The following is a 24,305-nucleotide window of genomic DNA, read 5'->3' on the forward strand; positions in this document are numbered from 1 at the left end:
GAGGCTTCTCGAAAACACAGGCGTTGGTAGCTCTTGCTCGCAAGCTCTGTCGAGTGGCGTTCGCCCTGATGAAGAACCAGAGCGAATATCGCTTAACCTGAAATTGCGGGGTTGCTACGCAACATAGAATCTCCCACAGGGGATTGCATTGCAAATGTGGGAGCGAGCCTGCTCGCGAAAGCGGTATCCCGAATCTCAGCGACGCTCCTGATTCCGCGGCCAGCTCAGACTGAAACACGCTCCACCCAGACTCTTGCTCTTGCCAATGATCGCCCGGCCGTCATGCCAGTGAATGATCCGCCGCACAATCGACAGCCCCAGGCCATGCCCGCCCGACGCTCGCGTGCGGCTGTCATCCAGCCGCAGGAACGGGGTGAAGATCCGCTCCCACGCCACCTCCGGCACACCCGGCCCGTCATCCTCGACATCGATCCGACAGCGCAACTGGCCGACCTGATAACTCACCGTCACCTGTGAATGCGCATGGCGCATCGCATTGCCCACCAGATTCTGCAACGCCCGATGCAGATAACGCGGCTCGGCCTCAACCCAGGCGCCGTCGTTGTCGGCGGATGACAGACACAACCCGCGCTGCACCCTGACCTCGGCGCGCAGCGGCGCCAGTTCCTCGATCACCTGATTGACCAGCGCATCCAGATCGATGCGCTGGAAGGTCAACGCGGGTGAGCCCTGCTCCAGTCGGGCATAGGTGAGCATTTCATCGACCAGCTTATCGAGGTCTTCGATGTCGTGATCCATGCCTTCGCGGTATTTTTCCAGCGCTTGCGGGGTGGTTGCCGTGCCGATCATTTCCAGACCGAAACGCAGCCGCGCCACTGGCGTGCGTAACTCGTGGGACACTGCACGCACCAGTTCACGCTGGATCGCCAGCAACTGCTGCAAGTGCTCGGCCATGCCATTGAACGCAGACGCCAGACGCCCGACCGAGTCGGCCCCGCGCGCCGGCACACGGGTTTCCAGGCTGCCCTTGGCGATGCGCGTGGCAGCCGCCTCCAGCCCCCGCAAACGCCGCTCCAGTTGCCGCACCAGCAGATAAACGATCAACCCGATCAGCGTCAGGCCGAGCGCGGCAATCAGCACCAGCCACTCCGGCGGGTACGGATTCATCTGGTACAGCGGGCCGATTTCCAGCACCCACGGCGTGCCGACCATGCCGGCAAACACGCGGATCGAATCGCCGCCCTTGCCCAGCGCCATTACCGTGTCGCCCTCGGCCACGCGACGGCTCTGGTCTTCGTCCATGTCGGCGTCATTCACCGTGACCAGACGCAGGTCGAAACCAAAGCCCTTGTCTCTCTTTATTTGCGCCAGACGTTTGGGCTGTTCGCCGACCGGCACGCGCACCAACTCATCGGCGAGCAGATAAATGGTCGCCCGGGCCAATTGCTCACTGATCTGCTGCACCTCACCGACCAGCATCAATTGTTCCTTTTCGCTGACCAGCCGATAGACCTTGGCCGCGTGCGGCCCGGTCTGCTCGACCAGCGCCTGACCGCGCACCACGCGGGTGCGCTGGGTCAGATCGAGATCGGTTTCGGCGAACTTTTTCAGCGTCAGCGGAATGCCGAGCAAGCGTTCCCACACCAGCAGCGCGCGATGGCGTTCGGTCTGGTTCATCGGTTGCAGGTTGTCGGCCATCAGCGAGAACGTGCCATGCGCCAGGCGCTCGCGATATTGCTCGCTGCGCACCTGATTGAGCAGGTGCAGCGCCAGCACCCCAAGCACCGCCACCAGAATCAGCGCGGCGCACATGCCACCGTAGATACGCAGGAAGATCGAATTCACAGGGCCAGATCTACGCAGGCCTCGGGGACGAACAGATAGCCCTTGCTGCGGATGGTCTTGATCAGACGTGGATGATCGGGATCGTCACCGATCTTCGGGCGGATGCGCGAGATGCGCACATCGATCGAGCGATCCTGGCCGTCGTAGCCGATGCCGCGCAGGGCAGTGAAGATTTCCTCGCGGGACAGAATCCGCCCGGCGTTGGAGACCAGCAGCCAGAGCAGATCGAACTCGGCGCTGGTCAGCTCGATACCGCTGTCGCTCAGCCAGGCTTCGCGCAATGCGTTATCGACCACCAAAGGGCCGAATTGCAGACGGCGAGATTTTTCCGCGGTCGGCTCTGCTGTGTCGCTGCGTCGCAGCAGCGCCTGGATCCGCGCCAGCAACAAGCGCGGACGCACCGGTTTGCACACGTAATCGTCGGCCCCCAGATCGAGGCCGTGAATCTGATCGACATCGTCGGTACGCGCGGTGAGCATCAGGATCGGCCCGTCGTACTGGTTGCGCACCTTGCGGCAAATGCTCAAACCATCCTCGCCGGGCAGCATCAGGTCGAGAATCACCAGATCCGGCTGCTCCCTGATGATCCGCGCCGCCGCGAGCGCACCGTTACCCTCGATCTGCACACGCAGGCCATTGGCTTGCAGGTAATCGCGGGTGAGCTCGGCCAGTCGCTGGTCATCCTCGACGATCAATATCTGAAAGGCTTGTTGCTCCACCGGTGACCTCTGCTTGCTGTTTTTATTGGTATATGAAGGTTTGGCTGAATGAACACAGCTCCTACACGATTCCTCCCGTTCATTTGTCATGTTCAAGGAGGATAAAAATGCTTATGGATGCAGCGATTGTATAAACGCCGATCACCCGGAAAACAAGTCGGTAAATGCGTTCGGACAAGGCAGAATTCTGTGATAGGGTTCGCGCCCTTGAAAAACCGCTGAAGCGTTTTTCCGAGCGAAAAAACAGTGACAAACGGTCTGGCTCAGCAGGTTCGCGGCCTACACGCGTTTTCCCTGTTTCTTACACAAATTACGCACAGGCTTATCCACAGGTAGTACGTTGCAATCCCCCCCTGAAACGCATTATCTTGTAGCACGGCGAAAACGGAGACCCTACATATAGGGTTTTCGCCTAAAACGCCCAACCACATTTCAGACCTGAAACTCAAGTGCTTTATGGTGAGTTTCAGGTTGAACAAGCGAGTTTTTTCAAGCCCAAACCGCACTGGCGGATGGCACCGTTTTATTTGGTCCGAAACGGACGAAACGGTATGGGTGTTGCAGTCATGACTGTCACCCGCGAAGGAATCCGGTAGCGAGCTTGTGCTTGCGACCAAAACTTCGGCAAGGATGCGGCGTTGCAGCCTTTTTCCTACTGTTCCGAAGTTTGTAATGCCGACGCCCGTCGGTTGCAGTGCTTCGGTACAGAACGGTGAGCACCATGACGGTGCCAAACAAACATAGAGAATGTGGAGACCACCCCCCATGCAAACCGACACAACTCGCGAGAACCCGCAGGGCACCTTGCCGCAGGCCGCCGATTCGACTTCGGATCTGGCAGCCACCGCGCCTGGCCAGCTGCGCGTGATCAAGCGTAATGGCACTGTCGTTCCTTACACCGATGACAAGATCACCGTCGCTATCACCAAAGCGTTTCTCGCAGTTGAGGGCGGCACCGCTGCCGCTTCGTCGCGAATCCACGACACTGTTGCGCGCCTGACCGAACAGGTCACCGCGACCTTCAAGCGTCGCATGCCATCGGGCGGCACCATCCATATCGAAGAAATCCAGGACCAGGTCGAACTGGCCCTGATGCGTGCCGGCGAGCAGAAAGTCGCGCGTGACTACGTGATCTACCGTGACGGCCGTTCGAAAGAACGGGCTGCCCACGCGCCGGCCGAAGCCGCCGTCGACGCCCACCCGTCGATCCGCATCACCCGCGCCGACGGCAGCCTCGCGCCGCTGGACATGGGCCGCCTGAACACCATCGTCACCGAGGCCTGCGAAGGTCTGGAAGAAGTCGACGGCGACCTGATCCAGCGCGAAACCCTGAAGAACCTGTACGACGGCGTGGCCCTGACCGACGTCAACACCGCCCTGGTGATGACCGCCCGTACCCTCGTCGAGCGCGAGCCGAACTACTCGTTCGTCACCGCCCGCCTGCTGATGGACACCCTGCGTGCCGAAGGCCTGAACTTCCTCGAAGTCGCCGAAAGCGCCACCCATCACGAAATGGCCGACCTGTACGCCAAGGCACTGCCGGCCTACATCGCCAAAGGTATCGAGTTCGAACTGCTGAACCCTGTGCTGGCCACCTTCGACCTGGAAAAACTGGGCAAGGCGATCAACCACGAACGCGATCAGCAATTCACCTACCTCGGCCTGCAGACCCTGTACGACCGTTACTTCATCCACAAGGATGGCGTGCGTTTCGAACTGCCGCAGATCTTCTTCATGCGCGTGGCCATGGGCCTGGCGATCGAAGAGAAGCAAAAAGAAGACCGTGCGATCGAGTTCTACAACCTGCTGTCCTCGTTCGACTACATGGCTTCGACCCCGACCCTGTTCAACGCCGGTACCCTGCGTCCACAGCTGTCGAGCTGCTACCTGACCACCGTGCCGGATGATCTGTCGGGCATCTATCACGCGATCCACGACAATGCCATGTTGTCGAAATTCGCCGGCGGTCTGGGCAATGACTGGACACCTGTTCGTGCACTGGGCTCGTACATCAAGGGCACCAACGGCAAGTCGCAAGGCGTGGTGCCGTTCCTCAAGGTGGTGAACGACACCGCCGTGGCCGTGAACCAGGGTGGCAAGCGCAAAGGCGCTGTGTGTGCCTACCTGGAAACCTGGCACATGGACATCGAAGAGTTCATCGAGCTGCGCAAGAACACCGGTGACGATCGTCGTCGTACCCACGACATGAACACTGCCAACTGGATTCCTGACCTGTTCATGAAGCGTGTCTTCGATGACGGCAAGTGGACCCTGTTCTCGCCATCCGAAGTACCGGACCTGCACGACCTGACCGGTAAGGCTTTCGAAGAGCGCTACGAATATTACGAAGCGCTGACCGAGTACCCGGGCAAGATCAAGCTGTTCAAGACCATCCAGGCCAAAGACCTGTGGCGCAAGATGCTGTCCATGCTGTTCGAAACCGGCCACCCATGGCTGACCTTCAAGGACCCGTGCAACCTGCGCAGCCCGCAGCAGCACGTTGGCGTGGTACACAGTTCGAACCTGTGCACCGAGATCACCTTGAATACCAACAAGGACGAGATCGCCGTTTGCAACCTGGGCTCGATCAACCTGCCGAATCACATCGTCGATGGCAAGCTGGACACCGCCAAGCTGCAACGCACCGTGAACACCGCTGTGCGCATGCTCGATAACGTGATCGACATCAACTACTACTCGGTGCCGCAAGCGAAGAACTCCAACTTCCGCCACCGTCCGGTCGGCCTGGGCATCATGGGCTTCCAGGACGCGCTGTACCTGCAACACATCGCCTACGGTTCCGACGCGGCCGTCGAGTTCGCCGACAAGTCGATGGAAGCGGTCAGCTACTACGCGATCCAGGCTTCCTGCGACCTGGCTGACGAGCGCGGCGCCTACGAGACGTTCAACGGTTCGCTGTGGTCCAAGGGCATCCTGCCGCTGGATTCGCAACAGATCCTGATCGAACAGCGTGGCCAGAAATACATCGATGTCGACCTGAAGGAAACCCTCGACTGGGCACCGGTTCGCGCCCGTGTACAGAAAGGCATCCGTAACTCGAACATCATGGCCATCGCACCGACCGCGACCATCGCCAACATCACTGGCGTCTCGCAGTCGATCGAACCGACCTACCAGAACCTGTATGTGAAATCGAACCTGTCGGGCGAATTCACCGTGATCAACCCGTACCTGGTTCGCGACCTGAAAGCACGCGGCCTGTGGGACTCGGTCATGATCAACGACCTGAAGTACTACGACGGTTCGGTGCAGCAGATCGAGCGCATCCCGCAAGAACTCAAAGAGCTCTACGCGACCGCGTTCGAAGTGGACACCAAGTGGATCGTTGACGCCGCCAGCCGTCGTCAGAAGTGGATCGACCAGGCTCAGTCGCTGAACCTGTACATCGCCGGCGCATCGGGCAAGAAGCTCGACGTGACCTACCGCATGGCCTGGTACCGTGGTCTGAAAACCACTTACTACCTCCGTGCCCTGGCCGCGACCAGCACCGAGAAGTCGACTATCAACACCGGCAAGCTGAACGCTGTTTCCAGCGGAGGCAACCATGGTGACGATTCGGTTCTGGCCGCTCCGGCAGGTCCGGCGCCAGTGCCAAAGGCTTGCGCGATTGACGAGCCGGATTGCGAAGCTTGCCAATAAGCTGAGCTGATATCAGGCGTTGCGCGACGCCTGATATCACCAGATAAAAGAAAACCCTCGACAGACTTCTGGTTTGTTGGGGGTTTTGTTTTTTGGGGTTTGGGTTTGGGTTTGGGTTTGGGTTTGGGTTTGGGTGAATATCCGTTGCTGCGGTAACGGCTTCTTATGGTTTCGCTCTTACAGCGAGTCACCTTTTTCAGACGCCAAAAAGGTAACCCAAAAGGCTTTGCCCCGGCGTACGGCCCGCTCGCTGGGGCTCGGGGTTCTTCGTTACGGGATCGATCCGGGCGCAGCGTCTCCGGTTTGCTTCGCTGCACCTCCTCCCGCTGTGTACGACTGCGTCGTACGGTCGCTGCGCTCCCACGCCCGGATCAATCCCGTAACGAAGCCTGCCGAAGGGGCAAAAGATCAAAAGCCAGAGCAAAAGCAGAAGCAGAAGCAGAAGCAGAAGCCAGATCAAAGATCGCAGCCTTCGGCAGCTCCTACAGTTGGATGGGTACAACCGCAAGAAACAGGTCGGCTGTCAGGCCGCCTTCGCGAGCAGGCTCGCCCCCACAGAAAAGCAAAAGCAAAAGCAAAAGATCGCAGCCTTCGGCAGCTCCTACACGATGAGCGTTAGCTCGAGTATCGCTTTTGATCTTGATCCACGGGCGACTTCGGAAGGCTGAGTGGAGGGATTGATCCGGGGGTGGGAGCGCAGCGACCGTACGACGCAGTCGTACACAGCGAGTGTAGGTGCAGCGAAGCAAACCGGAGCCGCTGCGCCCGGATCAGTCCCGCAGCGAAGGAACCCGAGCCTGCGAGGGCCGAACGCAGGAGCAAGCGTTTTTTGCTTACTTTTTTTGGCGCTTGTAAAAAAGTAAGTCGCCGTCAGGCGAAACCGCCAGCAGCCGCTACCGAAGCAACGGATATTCACCCAAAACCCCAACAGCCTGGTCGGCCCAAAGGCCGCCAAGGCCCCAAAAAAAAGCCCCTCAAAACGAGGGGCCCAATCAAACCACGCAGAAACCGAATCAGGTCATCTGAATAATGGTCTGCATAATCGTGCTCTGGGTCGAAATGGTCTTGGCGTTCGCCTGATAGTTGCTCTGACCCTTGATCAGATCAACCAGCTCGTTGGTCAGGTTGACGTTCGACTCTTCCAGCGAGTTGGACACCACCGAACCCAGCGTACCGGTCTCGGGCGCATCGTAGCCCGGAATACCCGAAGCGAACGTCTCTTTCCAACTGGTGCCACCGATCGCCTGCAGGCCCTGTTCATTGGTGAAGCTGGCCAGTGCAACCTGACCGATAGCCTTGCTCTGGTTGTTGCTGAAGTTGGCGAACAGCGTACCGGTACCGTCAATAGTCAGGTTGGTGATCTGCCCAGTGGCGTAACCATCCTGAGTCGGAATCGTACGCGAGGTATCAGCGTTGTATTGGGTGGTCTTGGCCATCGAGATGGTTACACCCGCCGGGTTTGCCGCCGCACCGTTAGCCTTCCAGACACCATCGGTCACAGTGCCTGGCACCCAACCTTTGAGCGTCAAATCGCTGCTGATGACAGGCGCGCCACCCGCCGGGTCTGGCGTGCTGACCTGGGTCAGCTTGCCGGTTGCATCAAAGGACAGCGTCGAAGCCACAGGGGCTGTGATTTTCGGATCGCTGCCGGTCGCATCCGGGTTACGACCGTCCACCAGGGTGTAGACCTTCCAGGTGTTGGCGCCGGTTTTCACCATGTACTGATCCATGGTGTGCTGGTTGCCCTGACTGTCATAGATCGGGGTGCTGAACGACTTGGTGTAGGTCGCGGTGTTGGTCGGATCAAACTTGCCTGCAGGAACCGTGTCGTCGATCACTGCAGCGGTCGAGTTCAGGTTGATGCTCGAAGCCACCGCCGAGGTCGACTTCGGAGCCAGGTTCGAAGTGTCGATCTTCAGGTCGGTCAACACGCCGTTGATGATCTTGCCATTGGCATCCACACCGTAACCCTGCAGGCGCGAGGTGTAGTCAGTGTTGGTGATGTAACCGGCGTTATCAACCTTGAACGTACCGGCACGGGTGTAGGACACCGAACCGCTGTTATTCATGGTGAAGAAACCGGAGCCATTGATGCCCATGTCCAGCACGTTGCCAGTGTTGTTGATGTCACCCTGGGTGAACTGCTGGGAAACGTTGGCCAGACGCACACCGTTACCGATCACTTTGCTACCGCTGCCCAGACGAGTCGCCGAGTAGACGTCTTCGAATTCTGCGCGCGAGGACTTGAAGCCGGCGGTCGCCACGTTGGCGATGTTGTTACCGGTCACGTCCAGTTGTTTGTTGGCGGCATAGAGACCGCTAAGGCCGATGTTAAAAGACATGTTCCACTCCTTCGTGCCGGGTTAGTCGGCTCTATATACCAATGGTTTGTACTTTGGACAGGGCAACGGTGCCCTTGCCGGCCAGGTTGAGCATCAGCTCGCCACCGGTCTGGCTGATCGTCACGCTGTTGACGGTCGCTGGCAGGTAGGTCGCCAGGTCGGTCGCGGCGCCGTTGATCGGTGCGTTGGCCTTGAACGTGTAAGTGCCGACGGGCACCACGGTGCCGGCGGTGTCCTTGCCATCCCAAGTGAAGCTGGCAGCGCCGGCGGCGCGGCTGCCCAGGTCGATGGTGCGCACAGTCTTGCCGTCCTTGTCGGTGATGGTCACGGTGCCGCCGGCGATGGACGATGGCACGGTGACCGACCCGGTCAGGCCTTTGGTCGGATCATCGAGCTGTGCGGTGTTGGTCTGTACAATCACGTTGCGACCGACCAGCGAAGAAGCCTGCAACGCTTGCGAAGAGTTGTAGTTGCCGGCAAGGCCACTCACGGTGGAGTTCAGCGTGGTGATGCCTTCAAGGCTGCTGAACTGCGCCAGTTGCGCGACGAAGGCACTGTTGTCCTGCGGATCGAGCGGGTTCTGGTTTTTCAGCTGGGTGACCAGCAACTGCAGGAAAGCATCCTTGCCCAGCGCTTGACCGCCGGTGGCACTGTTGGTCGCCGAAGCGATGCCGCCCGGGGTCGTGCTGCTGGCTGGCTTCGACGAGTTGGCCAGAATGTCTTTCATGCTCAGGGTGCTGGTGGAATCCGTAACGCTCATGGCAGTCGCCCCTTATTACTGACCGAGGGTCAGTACCTTCTGCATCATGGTTTTGGCGGTGTTCATCATTTCAGCGTTGGTCTGGAACGAACGGCTCGCGGAAATCATGTCAGCCATTTCTTCCACCACGTTGACGTTCGGGTAGTAGACGTAGCCCTTGGCGTCGGCCGCCGGATGGTTCGGCTCGTAGCGCGCTTCGAGGTTACTGTCGTCTTCGACGACGCCCAGTACCTGCACGCCCTGACCGGCCGCGTCCTGGTTCTGGAACAGCGAGTTGCTGCCGCCGGCCTGACCGCCCTGGAACATGGTGGCGAACACCGGGTGACGGGCGCGGTAGGTCTGGTCGATGCTCGACGAAACGGTTTCGGCGTTGGCGATGTTCGAGGCCACGGTGTTCAGACGTGTGGTCTGGGCGCTCATGCCGCTGCCGGCAATGTTGAAAACGCTGGACAGGGACATGGATTATTCTCCGCGCAGGGCTGATACCAGCCCTTTGAATTTGCTGTTGAGCAAGGTGAAGCTGGCCTGGAAGCCGACGGCGTTTTCCGCGTAGTTCGACTGCTCCAGTTGAGCGTCCACGGTGTTCTGATCGATCGAAGGCTGCATCGGCGTGCGATACATCAGCGACTCATCGCCATTGCCCAGCCCTTCAGCCTCGATGTGGCGGCTGTGGGTCATGTTCAGGGCGAAGTGGCCGCCGGTCTTGGTTTTCTCGGTCTGCGCTTCGAGCACTTTGGAGAAATCCAGATCCCGCGCCTTGTAGTTCGGGGTGTCGGCGTTGGCGATGTTGTTGGCCAGCACTTCGGCACGCTGGGCGCGGAAGCCCAATGCCTTTTCGTGAATGCCCAGCGCTTTGTCGAAGCTGATGCTCATGTCGGGAACCTTCAGGTGACCGGTTTTTCGTAACTGAGCTTTAGCAAGCGCCGTGCCAAATGGAAGAACCCCCGTATTCCGGGGCTTTGCGCCGAACAGGCAAAGCGGCAATGCCAGAAAAGCGGCAACCGGTTACCGCCGGATGCCGCTTTTCTGCCGCTGCCGCCTGCCAACACCGAACCTGTAGGAGCTGCCGAAGGCTGCGATCTTTTGATGTTGCTTTTAAAGATCAAGATCAAAAGATCGCAGCCTTCGGCAGCTCCTACACGGGGAGTGCGGTGTCAGGCACAAAAAAACGGGAGACCTTGAGGGCCTCCCGTTTTTGTATTGCCGCTAACCGGTTACTTCGCCTTGTAAATAATCCCCGGGCTGCACTGCACCATCTGGTAATGATCCGGCAAACCGTTCAGCGCTTCGGATGCGCCAAGGAACAGATACCCGCCCGGCTTCAACGTGCTGTGAATGCGCAACAGGATGTCTTTCTTCACTTCGGCAGAGAAGTAGATCAACACGTTGCGGCAGAACACGATGTCGAACTTGCCCAGCGCTGCGTAGCTGTCGAGCAGGTTGAATGAGCGGAATTCCACCCGGCTCTTGATCGGCGCCTTGACCACCCAGCGGCCCGGCCCTTTCGGGTCGAAGTAACGTTGCAGACGTTCCGGCGACAAACCGCGACCGATCGCCAGGCTGTCATACTCGCCGGTCTTGCAGTTGTTGAGCATGCTGCCCGACAGATCAGTGGCAACGATCTGCACACCCATCTTCAACTGGCCCAGGTTACTGCGCTCGAACTCGTCGATCGACATCGACAGCGAGTACGGTTCCTGACCCGACGAGCAGGCCGCCGACCAGATCCGCAGACGCTGGTTGGGGCTGGCCTTGATCGCTTCCGGCAATACCTTGTTCTTCAAGACTTCAAACGGATAGGTGTCACGAAACCACAGGGTTTCGTTGGTCGTCATGGCATCTACCACCTGCTCGCGCAAACCGCTGCGCGGCTGGGTCTGGATGCGCTGAACCAGCTCACCCAAAGACTTGATGCCCTGCTGCTCCATCAGTTTGTTGAGACGGCTCGAGACCAGATACTGCTTGTTTTCACCGAGCAGAATGCCACAGGCTTTTTCCAGGAAGACCCGGAACTGTTCGAAATCCAAATTACCCGTAGACAAAGATGCCGCCTCTTAAATCGTGTTGACCGCCAGGGGCAGAAGGCCCCTAGCTGATATCTGCTGCTTTGATCCGGTCGACTACCCGGGATGCCAGGTCATCAGGACGGAATTTGGCCAGGAAGTCATCGGCACCGACTTTCTTGACCATCGCCTGATTGAATACCCCGGACAACGAAGTATGCAGGATGATATGAAGCTTTTGCATGCGTGCGTCGCCGCGGATTTCCGCCGTCAGGGTGTACCCGTCCATCTCCGGCATCTCGATGTCGGAAATCATCATCAGGAACTCTTCTTCCGGCTTCTTGCCCTCGTCGACCAGCTTGCGCAGGTAATCCAGCGCCTGCTTGCCGTCGTTCAGCGCCACGACTTCGACACCGATGGTTTGCAGACAGCGCGTAACCTGCTTGCGCGCCACCGACGAGTCATCGACCGTGAGCACCCGCAGCGACAACGCTTTCGTCTGCGTCTCGACATCGACCACGCCCACCGAGATCGCCTCCGGCGTCGGCGCCACTTCGGCCAATACCTTCTCGACGTCGATGATTTCGACTAACTGGTTGTCCACCCGAGTCACAGCGGTCAGGTAGTGATCGCGACCGGTACCCTTGGGTGGCGGATGGATCTCCTCCCAGTTCATGTTGACGATGCGCTCCACCGAGCGGACCAGGAAACCCTGGGTCTTGGTGTTGTACTCCGTGATGATCACGAACGGACTGTTCTTGTCTTTCAACGCGCCGGAACCCGTTGCCATTGCCAGATCCAGGATCGGAATGGTCGCTCCCCGTATATTCGCTACCCCGCACACGACAGGACTGGATTTGGGCATCAACGTCAGTGACGGGCATTGCAGCACTTCCCGAACCTTGAACACGTTGATCCCGTAGAGCTGCTGGCCGTCGAGACGGAACAACAGCAGCTCGAGGCGATTCTGCCCTACCAGTTGCGTGCGCTGGTTCACCGAATCCATTACACCAGCCATGCCCAGACTCCTACATCAACGCCAAGTGTTGTTGCGACGCACATTCATTGCTAAACGGCACGGCGCTTGCTTTTTAACTCGTATGAACGCTCAAACGACATTTTCCCGACGCCTGACCTCTTCCCTTCGCAAAGGGCTTTGCGCGGTGTCCGCCGTTTGCTGCTTGCTTGCTGGCAGTCCTGCCAATGCAGATGCGGTTACCTTGCCTGATATGCTTATCGGCGTGACTCAGGGCTTTCTTGAATTCACCGTAGAAGACTATCTGGCTTCCAGTCAAACCGAAGGCCGCTACGAAATCGAAGTCAACCAGCTTGACCCACGCATGCGCATGCCCATGTGCGACAAGGAATTGACAGCCAGTCTGGAGAGCCCGGCACGGCCATTGGGCCGCGTCACGGTGAAGGTTCGTTGCGAAGGCAGCTCGCCCTGGACGGTGTTCGTACCCGCTCAAGTCCGCCTGTTTCGCGAGATCGTCACGACCACTCGTCCGCTAAAGCGCGCGGGCATTATCGAGCCGCAGGACGTGACCTTGCGTGAACGCGACGTCAGCACGATCAATCAGGGTTTCCTGACCTCGGTCGATGAAGCGATCGGGCAGAAACTTACCCGACCAACGGTCGCTGACCAAGTCATCACCCTGGTGCATCTGGAACAGGCGGAAGTGGTGCGCAAGGGCGACCAGGTGGTCATCACCGCGCGCAGCGGTACGCTCGCCGTGCGCATGCCGGGCGAAGCGCTGTCGAATGGCGGCATGAAAGAACAGATTCGAGTAAAAAACCTTAATTCTCAACGAGTTATCAAGGCGCAGGTGACCGCGCCGGGACAGGTGGAAGTGGCCATGTAAACACCAATGGAGAAAACTGGCGCCGATCCCGTCGCTTCCCTAAACTGTGCCGCAGCAGGTCTCGCAACGGCGCATGCAAGCTTATGGTCAATTGGGCCTAAAGTTTTTCAGGGGATAGCCGAAAACATGGCAAGCGTCCAAATTCCCAGAGGTTTTTATCATGGTTATCGATTTCAGCCGTTTGAACAGTTCCTCGTCTCTGACAGGCAATACACGTACCAGCAACGCCAAGGAAAGCGCTGAAAACAGCCCCTCCGCGCCGCTGAATACCCAGGCCGAACAGGCCAATGCCGCCAAAAGCGGGGAATCGGTACACCTCAGCAATGAGGCTCAACAGTTGCAGAAGGTCACTGACAAGCTGCGCGATCAACCTGCTGTCGACAAAGCCCGCGTGGCCGAGTTGAAAGCCGCGATTGCCGATGGCAGCTATAAAGTCGACAGCAACCGTGTAGCCAGCAAACTGCTCAACTTCGAAGCCCAGCGCTAGGCTTTTGCCGGCGCCAGGCTTTTGGACGCTTAAACCCCAAGGCCAGCCATGCACGACACTAACTTACTGCAACTGATCAACGACGACTTTGCTCCAGCGCAACAATTGCTGGAGTTATTGCAAACCGAATCCATCGCTTTGCATGGTCGCGACATGCCGCTGCTGGAAGAAATTCTGGCAACCAAACAGGCATTGATCATTCAGCTCGAGCAGCATGGCCGCAAGCGCAGCGAAATTCTCGCCAGCCTCAATCTGCCGACTGATCGCAGCGGTCTGGAACAACTGGCCAGCCAATCCAGCATCGGCGCGCAGTTGCTGGCCCAGGGCGATGCCCTGACCGCGCTGATTGCGCAATGCCAAGAAGCCAACATCAAGAACGGCCGGTCGATCCAGATCCAGCAGGCGACCACGGCCAATCAGCTGAAAATCCTCACCGGCGGCGAGCCGCCAGCGCTTTACGACGCCAGCGGGACATTTGCCAAACCGGTCAAGCCGCGCACGCTCAGCCAGGCATGAGCCGTTCGGTGGCCCTGCACTATCCACCTGCGAAACATACTGGCAAAATACTGGCCAGTCGTAGTCTTATTTTGTCTGGAGATTGAAGAACCGTGTCCAACACCCTAAGCGCGGATGATGCTCCGCAGCCTCCGAAGGTGCTCACCACGCCACTGGAAATCTCCAGCAACCTGCGCCAGCTGCAAGACAGCCACGATCCGCTGATTATCACTTTCCATGAACGCAGCCAGCGCTTTCAGAGCTACCTGATCAAGGTCGACCGGGAAACCGCGACGATCGCTCTGGACGAAATGATCCCACGCGATGGCGAGCGCTTCCTGCTGGCTGGCGAGCCGTTCAAGGTCGAGGGGTTTCACGATGGCGTGCGTATCGCCTGGGAATGCAACGGCACGCTGAACATCGAAGAATCCGACGGCGACCGCTTCTACACCGGTGAACTGCCAACCGAAGTGGTTTACCACCAGCGTCGCAACGCCTTCCGCGCAGCACTGAAACTCACCGATCTGGTCAGCGTTGAACTGGGCGGCGAAAAGCTCAAGTCGCCTATCCACGGCAAACTGCTGGATATTTCCGCCACCGGTTGCAAGTTTCGCTTCGAAGGCGACATCACTGGCCGCCTGCAATTGGGCCAGGTCTACGATCGCCTGATCGCCCCGCCGCTGTTCGGCAACCAACCGATATCGGTCGAGCTGCGCTATCTGCACTTCGAAGACAAACTCAACATCACCTTTGCCGGTCTGCGCTTTCACAACATCAGTGGCCAGGCTGCACGCAATGTCGAGCGTTTCGTTTACCAGCTGCAGCGTGAAGCGCGGCGGTTCGACAAAGACGATTTCTGAGTCGCGGCCATCAACAAAAAGGGCAGTCCCGCACAGGACTGCCCTTTTTTTATGTACCGCTGCTCATGTTCGGCTCAGGGCCTGCCGCCACTGATATCCGGTGCAGGTTTGTCGTCGCCATCGTCCAGATCGGCTTCGGCCAAGGCGTCCGGCTGCGCGGCGGGTTCAGGCTCGACTTCCGGCTCAGGACTGGCCGGCGTCGGATCCTGGACCATCTGCTCCTGCACCACCTGTTCATCGACACGCGGGTCCAGTGCCGCCACCAGCGGCGAGCTCGACATGCTGTCGGGCATTGCTACGTGATGCAGCGGTGCGTCGTCGACCTGATGCAGGTTGGTGACCGCTTTCGGGCGAATCCGCCAGACCAGCACCAGTGCGAAGAAGCTGAAGAACGCATACAGACTCTGACTGCCGAACAGTTTCATCAGCACACCGGCGAGCAGCGGCCCGATGCTCGCGCCGACGCCATAGGTCACCAGCAGCATGGCGGTCAGCGACACCCGGCGATCACCTTCGACATGGTCATTGGAGAACGCCACCGCCAGTGGATACAGGCAGAACTGCACCAGCGAACAGAAGAAGCCGACAACGAACAGCACCTCCAGCGGCACCTGCGGCAGGATCGCCAGGGGCAACGCCGCCACCGCGAGAAAACCGGCAAAACAGCGAATCAGCAGCGCGCGGTCGTAACGGTCGGACAACCAGCCCAACGGCCACTGCACCAGCAAGCCTGCAAAAATGCAGCTACCCATGAACAGACCGACCTGCTCGGTCGACAAGCCCTGTTGCGAGGCATACAGCGGCGCCAGACCGTAGAACGAGCCAATGATCAGACCCGCGCCGAGCACCGTGCTCAGCGACTGCGGAACGCGCTTGATAAAGAAACGCGGCTCCATCGGCGCCGGGTGCAAGGGCGCCGGGTGAATCCGTCGCGTCAGCGCCACCGGCACCAGGCACAGCGCAAAGCACAGCGCGACCAGCATCAGCAGCTCCAGCCCCAGGCCGGGGTGCATGACCAGAATCAGCTGACCGAGCACCAGGCCCAGATACGAAGCGATCATGTAGCCGCTGAACACCAGACCGCGCTGGTTGGCGTCGGCCTGCTCGTTGAGCCAGCTTTCGATCACCATGTACTGGCACATCATGCCCAGACCGACGATCGTCCGCAGCACCAGCCACGCTGGCAGCCAATCCACCAGCCCATGGCCAAGCACTGCCGCGCCGACGATCCCGGCACATGCCGAATACGCACGGATATGCCCGACCCGGGCGATCAGGCGGTGGCCGATCTTTCCGCCCAGTACCAGGCCGAAATAGTTGGCCGCCATCAGCGCACCGACCCACAGTCCGTCGACATTGTCGGCAGCCAGACGCAGAGCCAGATAAGTAGAGAGAAGGCCTGAGCCGATCAACATCATCAGCGAGGCAAAATACAGCGCTCGAAAGGATTTCCAGATTTGGCGCATCGGCGTTCCGAGCGGCTCCTTGCAGTAAGTACCGGACTATCGCAACGATAGCCCGGCGGCGGCGATACGTCAGGCCTGGGCGGCCAGCACACGGCGCTCCCAGGGAGTGATTTCGTCAAAGAAACTGGTCAACTCCATGGTCTTCGAAGCGATGTAGCCTTCGATGAACTCCGACCCGAACAGTTCCCTGGCCAACTGGCTACGTTTCAGACGTTCAAGCGCCGCATGCAAGGTACACGGCAAGGCGAGATGATCCGGCACGGCGAATTCACCCTGGATCGCCGCACTCGGCTCCAGCTCTTGCTCGATACCATGCAGACCCGCCGCCAGACTGGCAGCGATCGCCAGATAAGGGTTGGCGTCGGCGCCCGGCAAACGGTTTTCGACCCGACGTGCGACCGGCGAGCTGGCGGGAATACGCAAGCCGGCGGCGCGATTGTCGTGTGACCAGCAGGCATTGTTCGGCGATGCATATGGATGACACAGGCGCTGATAGGAATTCACATTGGGCGCAAACAGTGCGGTGAAATCGGCAAGGCCCGCCTGCAGCCCACCGATGAAGTGGCGGAATATTGCCGTCGGCTCGCCTTTCGAGTCGGTGAAGACATTCTTGCCACTGCCGATTTCGACAATGCTCTGGTGGATGTGCATCGAACTGCCCGGCGTATGCGCCAGCGGCTTGGCCATGCACACCACGCTCAGGCCATGCTTGAGCGCGACCTCCTTGAGCAGGTGCTTGAACAGGAACGTCTGATCGGCCAGCAGCAGCGGATCGCCGTGCAGCAGATTGATTTCGAACTGGCTGACGCCCATTTCATGCATGAAGGTGTCGCGCGGCAGGCCGAGGGCCGCCATGCACTTATAGACTTCACTGAAGAAAGGCCGCAGGCCGTTATTGGAACTGACGCTGAACGCTGACTGGCCATCCTCGCGGCGGCCATCGAGGCCAACCGGCGGACGGAACGGCTGAGTCGGATCGGTATTCGGCGCGAAGACAAAAAACTCCAGCTCGGTCGCCACTACCGGCGCCAGGCCATGTGCTGCGTAACGGGCGATGACCGCTTTGAGCTGGCCTCGGGTCGAAAGACTGGAGCTTTCTCCGCTCAGTTCGTCGGCGTCGCAAATTGCCATGGCGCGGGGCTCGTCGCTCCAGGGCAGACGATGAATCTGCATGGGGTCGGCGACCAGCGCCAGATCGCCATCGTCGCTGCCGTAAAACCGCGCAGGCGGATAACCGCCCATGATGCATTGCAGCAGCACACCCCGCGCCAGCTGCAAACGCCGCCCTTCGAGGAAACCCTCGGCGGTCATCACCTTGCCCCGTGGTACCCCGTTCAGATCCGGGGTGACACATTCAATCTCATCAATGCCGGTCAGTCGCTGCGCGAGTGAACCCTGGCCATCGGTTGTCATGACGCAATCCTTGTTATTGTGCGAGCCGCGAACGGCGACCCGGACAAAATAGGCTGCGGCTGTTCGGAATATCAAGCAGCGTCAACCAAAAACCCGGATCCCGTGTAGGAGCTGACGAGTGCAACGAGGCTGCGATCTTTTGATCTTGTTTTTTTAAAATCAAAAGATCGCAGCCTCGTTGCACTCGTCAGCTCCTACAGCTCCTACAGCTCCTACAGCTCCTACACGAGAACTCAGGGCAGGTAGAGGCTGAACACCCCACCGCCCAACGGGCCGCCATTGCTGATTTCGGTGCGCCCTTCTACGCCGTTGCGCTGATGCAGTGCGGCAATGCGATTGGCGAAATACAGTCCCAGGCCGGTGCTGCCGCTGCTGTGATTGATGCCTTGCACGTAATCGGCCTGACGTTCGAGCATATCCGCCGGATAGCCGTCGCCATCATCGTTGATACACAACACCAGCTGCCCGGCCTCGTCGCTGACGGTAATCAGCAGCGACTCGCGGGCGTAACGGATCGCATTGTTGATGCAGTTGCCGAGCACCGAGGCGATCAGCTCGCGATCGAAGAAACCCAGCGGGCTCAACGGGTCGACTTCATAAGTGGCGATGATGCCGCGACTGGCAAACACTTCCTGATGCGCGGCCAGTTGCGCCTCGATGAAATCGTCGAGTTCGTGATACGCCGGCTGCAGCGGCAACTGATTCACGCCAAGTTTGTACAGCCCCAGCAACTGCACGAGCATGCCGTTGAGGTGGGCGAATTCGAAATCGATCACGCCCTGCTCCGAGCCATCGCGCAGCTCTTTCGGCAGACGTGCCAGCCATTGGCTGTGCGCCTGCATCAGCATGGCCAGGGAGTTCTTCATGTCGTGAACGGTGGAGGCAATCACCGTGGAAAAATCCAGCGCCGGATCTATTGAGTTCATTCGCCAAACGCCTTGCTTTTCAGCTTCTGATAACGCGCAAACCGCGCGTCGGTGTCGGGCATCAGGCCAACCAGTTTCAGGCAGGCCCGACATTCTTCCAGCTCCGCCGACGGCACACTGGCGTCGGTGCCGTGCAGCAGCGACTGGGCCAGGTTCAGCGCGATACTGATGTTTTTCGGTTGCAGCTTGAGCGCCTTGCGGAACACTTCGCGGGCCTCGACCAGATTGCCGGTCTTGTACACGCGAACGCCCTGGCGGTTGAGATCGGCCGCAGCGTTACTCGAACTGAGAATCGTCGGATCGTCGGTGAGCTTGGCGATGTCTTTCATCACCGCAGGGTCATCACCGTAGATCTCCGCGCAGCTCTTGAGCATCGAAGTGCCCGCCTCGGCCTGACCGAGCATCTGCAACTGCTTGGCCACCAGCAACGCCGCCTCGGGGCTCATGAATTGCTCCATGCCATCGAGGCGCATCAGCGCCTGCTCGGTGAGCTTGTCAGCGGTTTCGGCGTCGTTGAGCAACAGGCTGGTGGCCTTCATCAGCCGCGCGCGAATCTGCAGGCCCGGATCGCTCGGGTTCTCTTTGGCCACGGCGCTGAGGGTGGTATTGATCTCCAGCCTCGTGCGCGTGTCGAGCCCGCGATCGCTGCCCTTGCTGATCAGCGCGTGCGCCAGGCCGAGATTGCTTTCCGGGTCCTTGAAACGCGACTGCGCGCCCTGCGCTACCGCTTGGCGATAAGCACGTGAGGCGGTTTCGAAATCTTCGTTGGCCATCGCCAGTTTGCCGAGCAGCGCCTGACGGCGCACCGCCAGCGGCGACAGGCGAATCGCTTCTTCGAGCACCCGCTGCGCGCCTTTGCTGTCGCCTTCGGCCACCAGCACATCAGCCATGCCGTCGTACAGCGCCGGCATCATCGGGAAGACTTTCAGGGCTTTTTCATAGACCTCTTTGGCCTGCGAGACCTGCCCGCGCTTGAACAGCAACTTGCCCAATCCGGCGAATGCCCACGGCAACGGCCGGTCGGCAATAATGCCATCGTAGAGTCGCTCCAGCGCTTCGTTCTGGTTCATGTCGCGCAGCGCATCGGCGCGGTAACGCAGACACAGTGGTGAATAGCGGATGTCCTGTTTGCACAGGGCGATGCAGGCGTTGAGCACCTCGACCGGTTTACCGCGATCAAGGGCTTGCAGAATCGGCTTGAGCAGCGTTTTGCGTTGCTCCAGACGCTCGAGGCGCTGGGCCAGCCCGGAACGGTTGAACGGCTTGGTCAGGTACGCATCCGGCTCGTGCTCCAGCGCACTGAGTACCATCGCCTGACTGGTCTCGGCGGTGACCATGACGAAAACGGCTTCGTGGCTGATGAGCTTTTCCGACATCAAGTCTTCGAGCACTTGCTGACCGTTCTTCTTGCCGTCGCCAAGGTGAAAATCCTGGAGGATGAAATCGTAGGACTTCTGCGAGCACATCTTCAGCGCCTGCTCGCCGGTGTCGGCGGTATCGACATCCTTTACCCCGAGCTCGCGCAGCATTGAACGCACGGAACTGCGGAAATCCGAAAAATCATCGACGATCAGAAAGCTCTTTTGGTGATACGACGACATCGAAGATTTCCAGGCAATTGAAAAAGACGCGAATTCAGGCGCGCAGATGATAACGGGTGGCTACGTGCCATCAAGCGATTTCACGCGAGTCTGAACTCACCGTTCGGGTTATCGGCCAAAAGTGCCGACGCCTGAGGGTGGGGTTTGAAGATTCTTCGTTAAGGCATTTCGCGAGCGCTGTTGAATTGACCGGATCATGGCTGCCCCATTCATGCCATGCAAAAAGCCCCGTCGCACAAACAAATGCGACGGGGCTTTTCGAGTTTGAAGAGGTGGTGTCCCAGGCGGGGTTCGAACCTGCAACCTTCCCCTTAGGAGGGGGATGCTCTATCCAATTGAGCTACTGAGACACGAATTTGCGCCGGTTTTGCGCGGCGCGACGGACGGCGTGCATGTTAACGGCCGGCCCCTGGTTTGTCATGTCGTCCGTAAGGCTTTTTAAGTGTAGGCAAGCGGCCTGAAATATTGCGGGAACTTTTACCGGGCAAATTGCACTGCGCGAAAATGCGGTCATTGCAGATTGCAATCACCGGCGCCCGAAAAACCCTATCAAACCCTTGTTTTTAAAGGACTTATCAACCGTTACACTGTTGGCACGGCGGCTGCTTTGTCTGTTCTATCAAAAAGAACAATTTGGAGCGTTGTGCCATGAACAGCACCCTCTTGCTTGCAAACGCAGCGGCTTTGGCTTTTTTGCTCGGATCGCATTTTTTTCCCAAGGCTGAGGTCGAGCAGTCCGTGACGCAACGCATGCCGCACTATTTGCAAGTGCAAAAAGCGCCGCAGTGGGCGGTTTTGAGTGATCGCAACCAGGCCGCTACGCAAACGGTCAGCGAGCCTGAGCAAGCCTCGGCGCAAACCACCGAACGTCTGGTTTTTTGAAATATCTTCAGGAGTACAACATGTCCAAATCAGCGACGGGATTTCTGATCCTCGCTTTACTGAGTGGCGTTACCCATCTGGCGCTGTTCGAGGAGACTGAAGTCACCTTGCCTCTGGTTGGCTGTGGCGTGTTTGCGGTGCTGTTCGTACTGGCGCTTATCGCAGGTCGCAAGATCAAGTTCGACCCGGTTCTGCGTTGATCCGAATCAATTCGAGCAATGCGGTGACGGCGTTAGCCAGGTCGCCGGAATTATCTATTTGATGAACCGGGTTGTCGCTTGATCGCCTGTCTTTGAACAACGCGTTGCGCGCCAGCCTTGAGTCGATCTGCTCAGGGGTTTCCCGGCCCCGCCTGAGCAGGCGCTGACGCAGCACTGCATCGTTGACGGTCAACAGGATGGGGATCAGGTGCGGATACTTCTCCACTGCCTGACGCAGGTTTGCTCGAGAGCCGTTGACCAGCACATGCCGGCCGCCCTGCAACCATTCATCCATTTCATTGGGGATGCCATACGAGAGACCGTTGGCCTGCCAGGCCAAGGAAAACGCGCCGGCCTGAAGCTGTCGCTCGAACTCCTGGGGCGTGACGCCGATGGCATCTTCACCGATGGACTCTGCCGATCGGGTGATTACCCGGCGCATAACTTCGCAATTCAGCGCACTTAACGGCTCACGCGATGCTTCAATCAGGCTGTCTTTGCCTGAACCGGACGGCCCCATCAGGTAAAAAAGCTTGCCATCCATCCTGTAAACGCCCTCCGACGGGTCCTGCCTCTAGTAAATCGGCAAATTGCCACTATCCTGTAGACATAGGGATCAAGATAGCGGGCCGCATAGCATGCACGTTCTGAGGTCTTCGGGCATCAACGGATGTACATGCGAAAGCGGTCGGTGATACGGATGGAGGGAAAGTTTTCCAACCAGTCCGCATTTCTGACAACTGGTGCTGGCATTACGCCTTTACCCGGCTCAATATTTGTCACAGAATTGGCGCCAATGATCTGGCAATTTTGAGGCATGATGCCGGCCTCTTAACAATTCAGGTTGAACCAATTGGTCCGGATGCTTGTCCTACCACACATCCTGCGGCCAATCCCGAGAACCGCTCCCCTGAACTAACCGGTTAAATATATGCGCCCATTGAAACAGGCAATTTATTCCAGCCGTACGGCTGACAAGTTTGTCGTACGTCTGCCAGACGGAATGCGTGAACGCATTGCCGAGGTGGCTCGCAATCATCATCGCAGCATGAACTCCGAGATCATTGCGCGCCTTGAGCAGAGTCTTATTCAGGAAGGCGCACTGGGCGAAGAGCTGAGCATGCGCCTGGACAGCCCGGAGCTGTCGCTGCACGAGCGCGAGCTGTTGCAACGCTTCCGTCAGCTGTCGCACCGTCAACAAAATGCCTTGGTGTCGCTGATTGCTCACGACGCCGAGATGGCCGCAGACGCGTCCTGAGCAACACCGAACATATTAAAGCCAGCATGATTGCTGGCTTTTTTTTGCGCTGATTTTGCGTTTTTACAGACATGAAAAAGCCCGTCAATTTGACGGGCTGTTCATTGCAGCAGATCAGAGCAGGAAGATTGTCGCCAACCCAAGGAAGATGAAGAAGCCACCGCTATCGGTCATCGCAGTGATCATCACGCTGGCGCCCATGGCCGGATCTCGACCCATCTTGGCCAACGTCATCGGGATCAATACGCCCATCAACGCCGCAAGCAACAGATTGAGCGTCATCGCCGCCGTCATGACGACGCCCAACGACCAGCTGCCGTACAGTAAATAAGCGACCACACCGATCACCCCGCCCCAGACCAGACCATTGATCAAACCAACCGCCAGCTCTTTGCGCATCAGGCGCGACGTGTTGCCAGTGCTGACCTGATCCAGCGCCATGGCGCGGACAATCATGGTGATAGTCTGGTTGCCCGAGTTGCCACCGATACCCGCGACGATCGGCATCAACGCCGCCAGCGCCACCAGTTTTTCAATCGAGCCCTCGAACAGGCCAATCACCCGCGATGCCACAAATGCGGTGATCAGGTTCACCGCCAGCCACGCCCAACGGTTACGCAGGGATTTCCACACCGAAGCGAAAATGTCTTCTTCTTCGCGCAGACCGGCCATATTGAGGACTTCGCTTTCGCTTTCCTCACGGATCAGGTCGACCATTTCGTCAATAGTCAAACGACCGATCAACTTGCCGTTCTTGTCGACCACCGGGGCCGAGATCAAGTCATAACGCTCGAACGCCTGAGCCGCGTCGTAGGCATCTTCGTCCGGATGGAAGCTCACCGGATCGCTGGCCATGACTTCGGCAACCTGTTTTTCCGGGTCGTTGACCAGCAGCCGTTTGATCGGCAGCACACCCTTGAGCACGCCGTCGTAGTCGACCACGAACAGCTTGTCGGTATGACCGGGAAGCTCTTTGAGACGACGCAGGTAACGCAGAACCACTTCGAGACTGACGTCCTCACGGATCGTCACCATCTCGAAGTCCATCAGCGCACCGACCTGGTCCTCATCGTAGGACAGGGCCGAGCGCACACGTTCGCGCTGCTGGTTGTCCAGACTCTCCATCAGCTCATGGACAACGTCCCGCGGCAGCTCGGAAGCCAGGTCAGCGAGTTCGTCGGCGTCCATGTCCTTGGCCGCAGCCAGGAGCTCGTGATCGTCCATGTCGGCGATCAGCGTCTCACGGACGGAATCGGATACTTCGAGAAGAATATCGCCGTCGCGATCAGCCTTTACCAATTGCCAGAGCGTCAGACGATCGTCCAGCGGCAAGGCTTCGAGAATGTAGGCGACGTCGGCGGAGTGCAAATCATCGAGCTTGCGCTGCAGCTCGACGAGGTTTTGCCGGTGAACCAGGTTTTCTACCCGGTCATGATGCGGACCTTCCTGGCGATGAGTCAGGTCTTCAACGACACGTTGGCGCTGCAGCAGCTCAACGACCTGAGCCAGACGATCCTGCAGGCTTTCCTGTGTTTTCTTTACTTCGATTTCGGACATAGGCGAAC

General features: G+C 58.7%; 22 protein-coding genes, 1 tRNA gene and 1 pseudogene. 9 read left to right on the plus strand and 15 right to left on the minus strand.

Features of this window, described 5'->3' with window-relative positions; translation table 11 throughout:
* Positions 1 to 127 (plus strand): annotated as a pseudogene (locus VNV36_RS08345) (IS110 family transposase); the annotation flags it as partial.
* A 68-nt stretch (positions 128 to 195) separates the two neighbouring features.
* Here VNV36_RS08345 and VNV36_RS08350 read toward each other — a convergent pair.
* Both VNV36_RS08350 and VNV36_RS08355 read right to left on the minus strand, forming a co-directional pair.
* Entirely contained in the window at positions 196 to 1,806 is a 1,611-nt protein-coding gene (locus VNV36_RS08350; protein ID WP_325717356.1) for an ATP-binding protein, read from the minus strand.
* Complete coding sequence (locus VNV36_RS08355; protein WP_325717357.1) at positions 1,803 to 2,525, minus strand: response regulator; 723 nt, start codon at positions 2,523 to 2,525, stop codon at positions 1,803 to 1,805. Before VNV36_RS08355 ends, VNV36_RS08350 begins: the two co-directional genes overlap by 4 nt.
* Positions 2,526 to 3,290: 765 nt before the next feature.
* Between VNV36_RS08355 and VNV36_RS08360 the strand changes: the two genes are divergently transcribed.
* On the plus strand, positions 3,291 to 6,185 hold the full coding sequence (locus tag VNV36_RS08360; RefSeq protein ID WP_325717358.1) for a ribonucleoside-diphosphate reductase subunit alpha: 2,895 nt from the start codon (positions 3,291 to 3,293) through the stop codon (positions 6,183 to 6,185).
* A 1,013-nt stretch (positions 6,186 to 7,198) separates the two neighbouring features.
* Here VNV36_RS08360 and flgE read toward each other — a convergent pair.
* The 6 genes from flgE to VNV36_RS08390 all read right to left on the minus strand — a co-directional run bounded on the left by flgE (position 7,199) and on the right by VNV36_RS08390 (position 12,308).
* Complete coding sequence (flgE, locus tag VNV36_RS08365) at positions 7,199 to 8,527, minus strand: flagellar hook protein FlgE (protein ID WP_325717359.1); 1,329 nt, start codon at positions 8,525 to 8,527, stop codon at positions 7,199 to 7,201.
* A gap of 31 nt (positions 8,528 to 8,558) precedes the next feature.
* The gene (gene flgD, locus VNV36_RS08370) at positions 8,559 to 9,287 is read right to left on the minus strand and encodes a flagellar hook assembly protein FlgD (protein WP_325717360.1); all 729 of its coding nucleotides are present in this window, start codon (positions 9,285 to 9,287) and stop codon (positions 8,559 to 8,561) included.
* Positions 9,288 to 9,302: 15 nt separating this feature from the next.
* Positions 9,303 to 9,746: a flagellar basal body rod protein FlgC gene (flgC, locus tag VNV36_RS08375; protein ID WP_186552329.1), complete on the minus strand. Its 444-nt coding sequence runs from the start codon at positions 9,744 to 9,746 to the stop codon at positions 9,303 to 9,305.
* Between the two features lie 3 nt (positions 9,747 to 9,749).
* The gene (gene flgB, locus VNV36_RS08380; protein WP_325717361.1) at positions 9,750 to 10,160 is read right to left on the minus strand and encodes a flagellar basal body rod protein FlgB; all 411 of its coding nucleotides are present in this window, start codon (positions 10,158 to 10,160) and stop codon (positions 9,750 to 9,752) included.
* 341 nt (positions 10,161 to 10,501) lie between these two features.
* Complete coding sequence (gene cheR, locus VNV36_RS08385) at positions 10,502 to 11,329, minus strand: protein-glutamate O-methyltransferase CheR (protein WP_325717362.1); 828 nt, start codon at positions 11,327 to 11,329, stop codon at positions 10,502 to 10,504.
* Positions 11,330 to 11,375: 46 nt separating this feature from the next.
* The gene (locus VNV36_RS08390) at positions 11,376 to 12,308 is read right to left on the minus strand and encodes a chemotaxis protein CheV (RefSeq protein WP_090285360.1); all 933 of its coding nucleotides are present in this window, start codon (positions 12,306 to 12,308) and stop codon (positions 11,376 to 11,378) included.
* An 82-nt stretch (positions 12,309 to 12,390) separates the two neighbouring features.
* Between VNV36_RS08390 and flgA the strand changes: the two genes are divergently transcribed.
* The 4 genes from flgA (at position 12,391) to VNV36_RS08410 (ending at position 14,994) form a co-directional block, all read left to right on the plus strand.
* Positions 12,391 to 13,152: a flagellar basal body P-ring formation chaperone FlgA gene (gene flgA, locus VNV36_RS08395; protein ID WP_325717705.1), complete on the plus strand. Its 762-nt coding sequence runs from the start codon at positions 12,391 to 12,393 to the stop codon at positions 13,150 to 13,152.
* A gap of 160 nt (positions 13,153 to 13,312) precedes the next feature.
* Positions 13,313 to 13,639 carry a flagellar biosynthesis anti-sigma factor FlgM gene (gene flgM / locus VNV36_RS08400; RefSeq protein ID WP_325717363.1) on the plus strand — a complete coding sequence of 109 codons (327 nt, stop codon included), beginning with the start codon at positions 13,313 to 13,315 and terminating at the stop codon, positions 13,637 to 13,639.
* 48 nt (positions 13,640 to 13,687) lie between these two features.
* On the plus strand, positions 13,688 to 14,155 hold the full coding sequence (locus VNV36_RS08405) for a flagellar protein FlgN (protein WP_325717364.1): 468 nt from the start codon (positions 13,688 to 13,690) through the stop codon (positions 14,153 to 14,155).
* 92 nt (positions 14,156 to 14,247) lie between these two features.
* Entirely contained in the window at positions 14,248 to 14,994 is a 747-nt protein-coding gene (locus VNV36_RS08410) for a flagellar brake protein (protein WP_325717365.1), read from the plus strand.
* A 74-nt stretch (positions 14,995 to 15,068) separates the two neighbouring features.
* Here the strand turns inward: VNV36_RS08410 and VNV36_RS08415 are convergent, their stop codons facing one another.
* From VNV36_RS08415 to VNV36_RS08435, 5 genes are all read right to left on the minus strand, one after another.
* Positions 15,069 to 16,460: an MFS transporter gene (locus tag VNV36_RS08415; RefSeq protein WP_325717366.1), complete on the minus strand. Its 1,392-nt coding sequence runs from the start codon at positions 16,458 to 16,460 to the stop codon at positions 15,069 to 15,071.
* 69 nt (positions 16,461 to 16,529) lie between these two features.
* Positions 16,530 to 17,771 carry a glutamine synthetase family protein gene (locus VNV36_RS08420; RefSeq protein ID WP_325717706.1) on the minus strand — a complete coding sequence of 414 codons (1,242 nt, stop codon included), beginning with the start codon at positions 17,769 to 17,771 and terminating at the stop codon, positions 16,530 to 16,532.
* A 335-nt stretch (positions 17,772 to 18,106) separates the two neighbouring features.
* Complete coding sequence (locus VNV36_RS08425) at positions 18,107 to 18,799, minus strand: sensor histidine kinase (RefSeq protein ID WP_325717367.1); 693 nt, start codon at positions 18,797 to 18,799, stop codon at positions 18,107 to 18,109.
* Positions 18,796 to 20,400, minus strand: coding sequence for a response regulator (locus VNV36_RS08430; protein ID WP_325717368.1), 1,605 nt, complete (start codon positions 20,398 to 20,400; stop codon positions 18,796 to 18,798). The genes VNV36_RS08425 and VNV36_RS08430 overlap by 4 nt, the downstream gene beginning before the upstream one ends.
* A 273-nt stretch (positions 20,401 to 20,673) precedes the next feature.
* Positions 20,674 to 20,750 (minus strand) — tRNA-Arg (locus VNV36_RS08435).
* A 298-nt stretch (positions 20,751 to 21,048) separates the two neighbouring features.
* Here VNV36_RS08435 and VNV36_RS08440 point away from each other — a divergent pair.
* Positions 21,049 to 21,282 (plus strand): hypothetical protein, encoded by a 234-nt coding sequence (locus tag VNV36_RS08440; protein ID WP_325717369.1) that lies wholly within the window; start codon positions 21,049 to 21,051, stop codon positions 21,280 to 21,282.
* 20 nt (positions 21,283 to 21,302) lie between these two features.
* Entirely contained in the window at positions 21,303 to 21,482 is a 180-nt protein-coding gene (locus tag VNV36_RS08445; RefSeq protein WP_016773599.1) for a PA3371 family protein, read from the plus strand.
* On the opposite strand, the gene phnN is transcribed toward VNV36_RS08445, so the two are convergent.
* Positions 21,457 to 22,026 carry a phosphonate metabolism protein/1,5-bisphosphokinase (PRPP-forming) PhnN gene (gene phnN, locus VNV36_RS08450; RefSeq protein ID WP_325717370.1) on the minus strand — a complete coding sequence of 190 codons (570 nt, stop codon included), beginning with the start codon at positions 22,024 to 22,026 and terminating at the stop codon, positions 21,457 to 21,459. The genes VNV36_RS08445 and phnN overlap by 26 nt on opposite strands.
* Positions 22,027 to 22,413: 387 nt before the next feature.
* Between phnN and VNV36_RS08455 the strand changes: the two genes are divergently transcribed.
* Complete coding sequence (locus tag VNV36_RS08455) at positions 22,414 to 22,740, plus strand: Arc family DNA-binding protein (protein WP_003178899.1); 327 nt, start codon at positions 22,414 to 22,416, stop codon at positions 22,738 to 22,740.
* Positions 22,741 to 22,854: 114 nt separating this feature from the next.
* Here the strand turns inward: VNV36_RS08455 and mgtE are convergent, their stop codons facing one another.
* Positions 22,855 to 24,297 (minus strand): magnesium transporter, encoded by a 1,443-nt coding sequence (mgtE, locus tag VNV36_RS08460; protein ID WP_090285386.1) that lies wholly within the window; start codon positions 24,295 to 24,297, stop codon positions 22,855 to 22,857.
* Positions 24,298 to 24,305: the final 8 nt, after the last annotated feature.

This window comes from Pseudomonas sp., from assembly GCF_035554175.1.
Lineage (GTDB): Bacteria > Pseudomonadota > Gammaproteobacteria > Pseudomonadales > Pseudomonadaceae > Aquipseudomonas.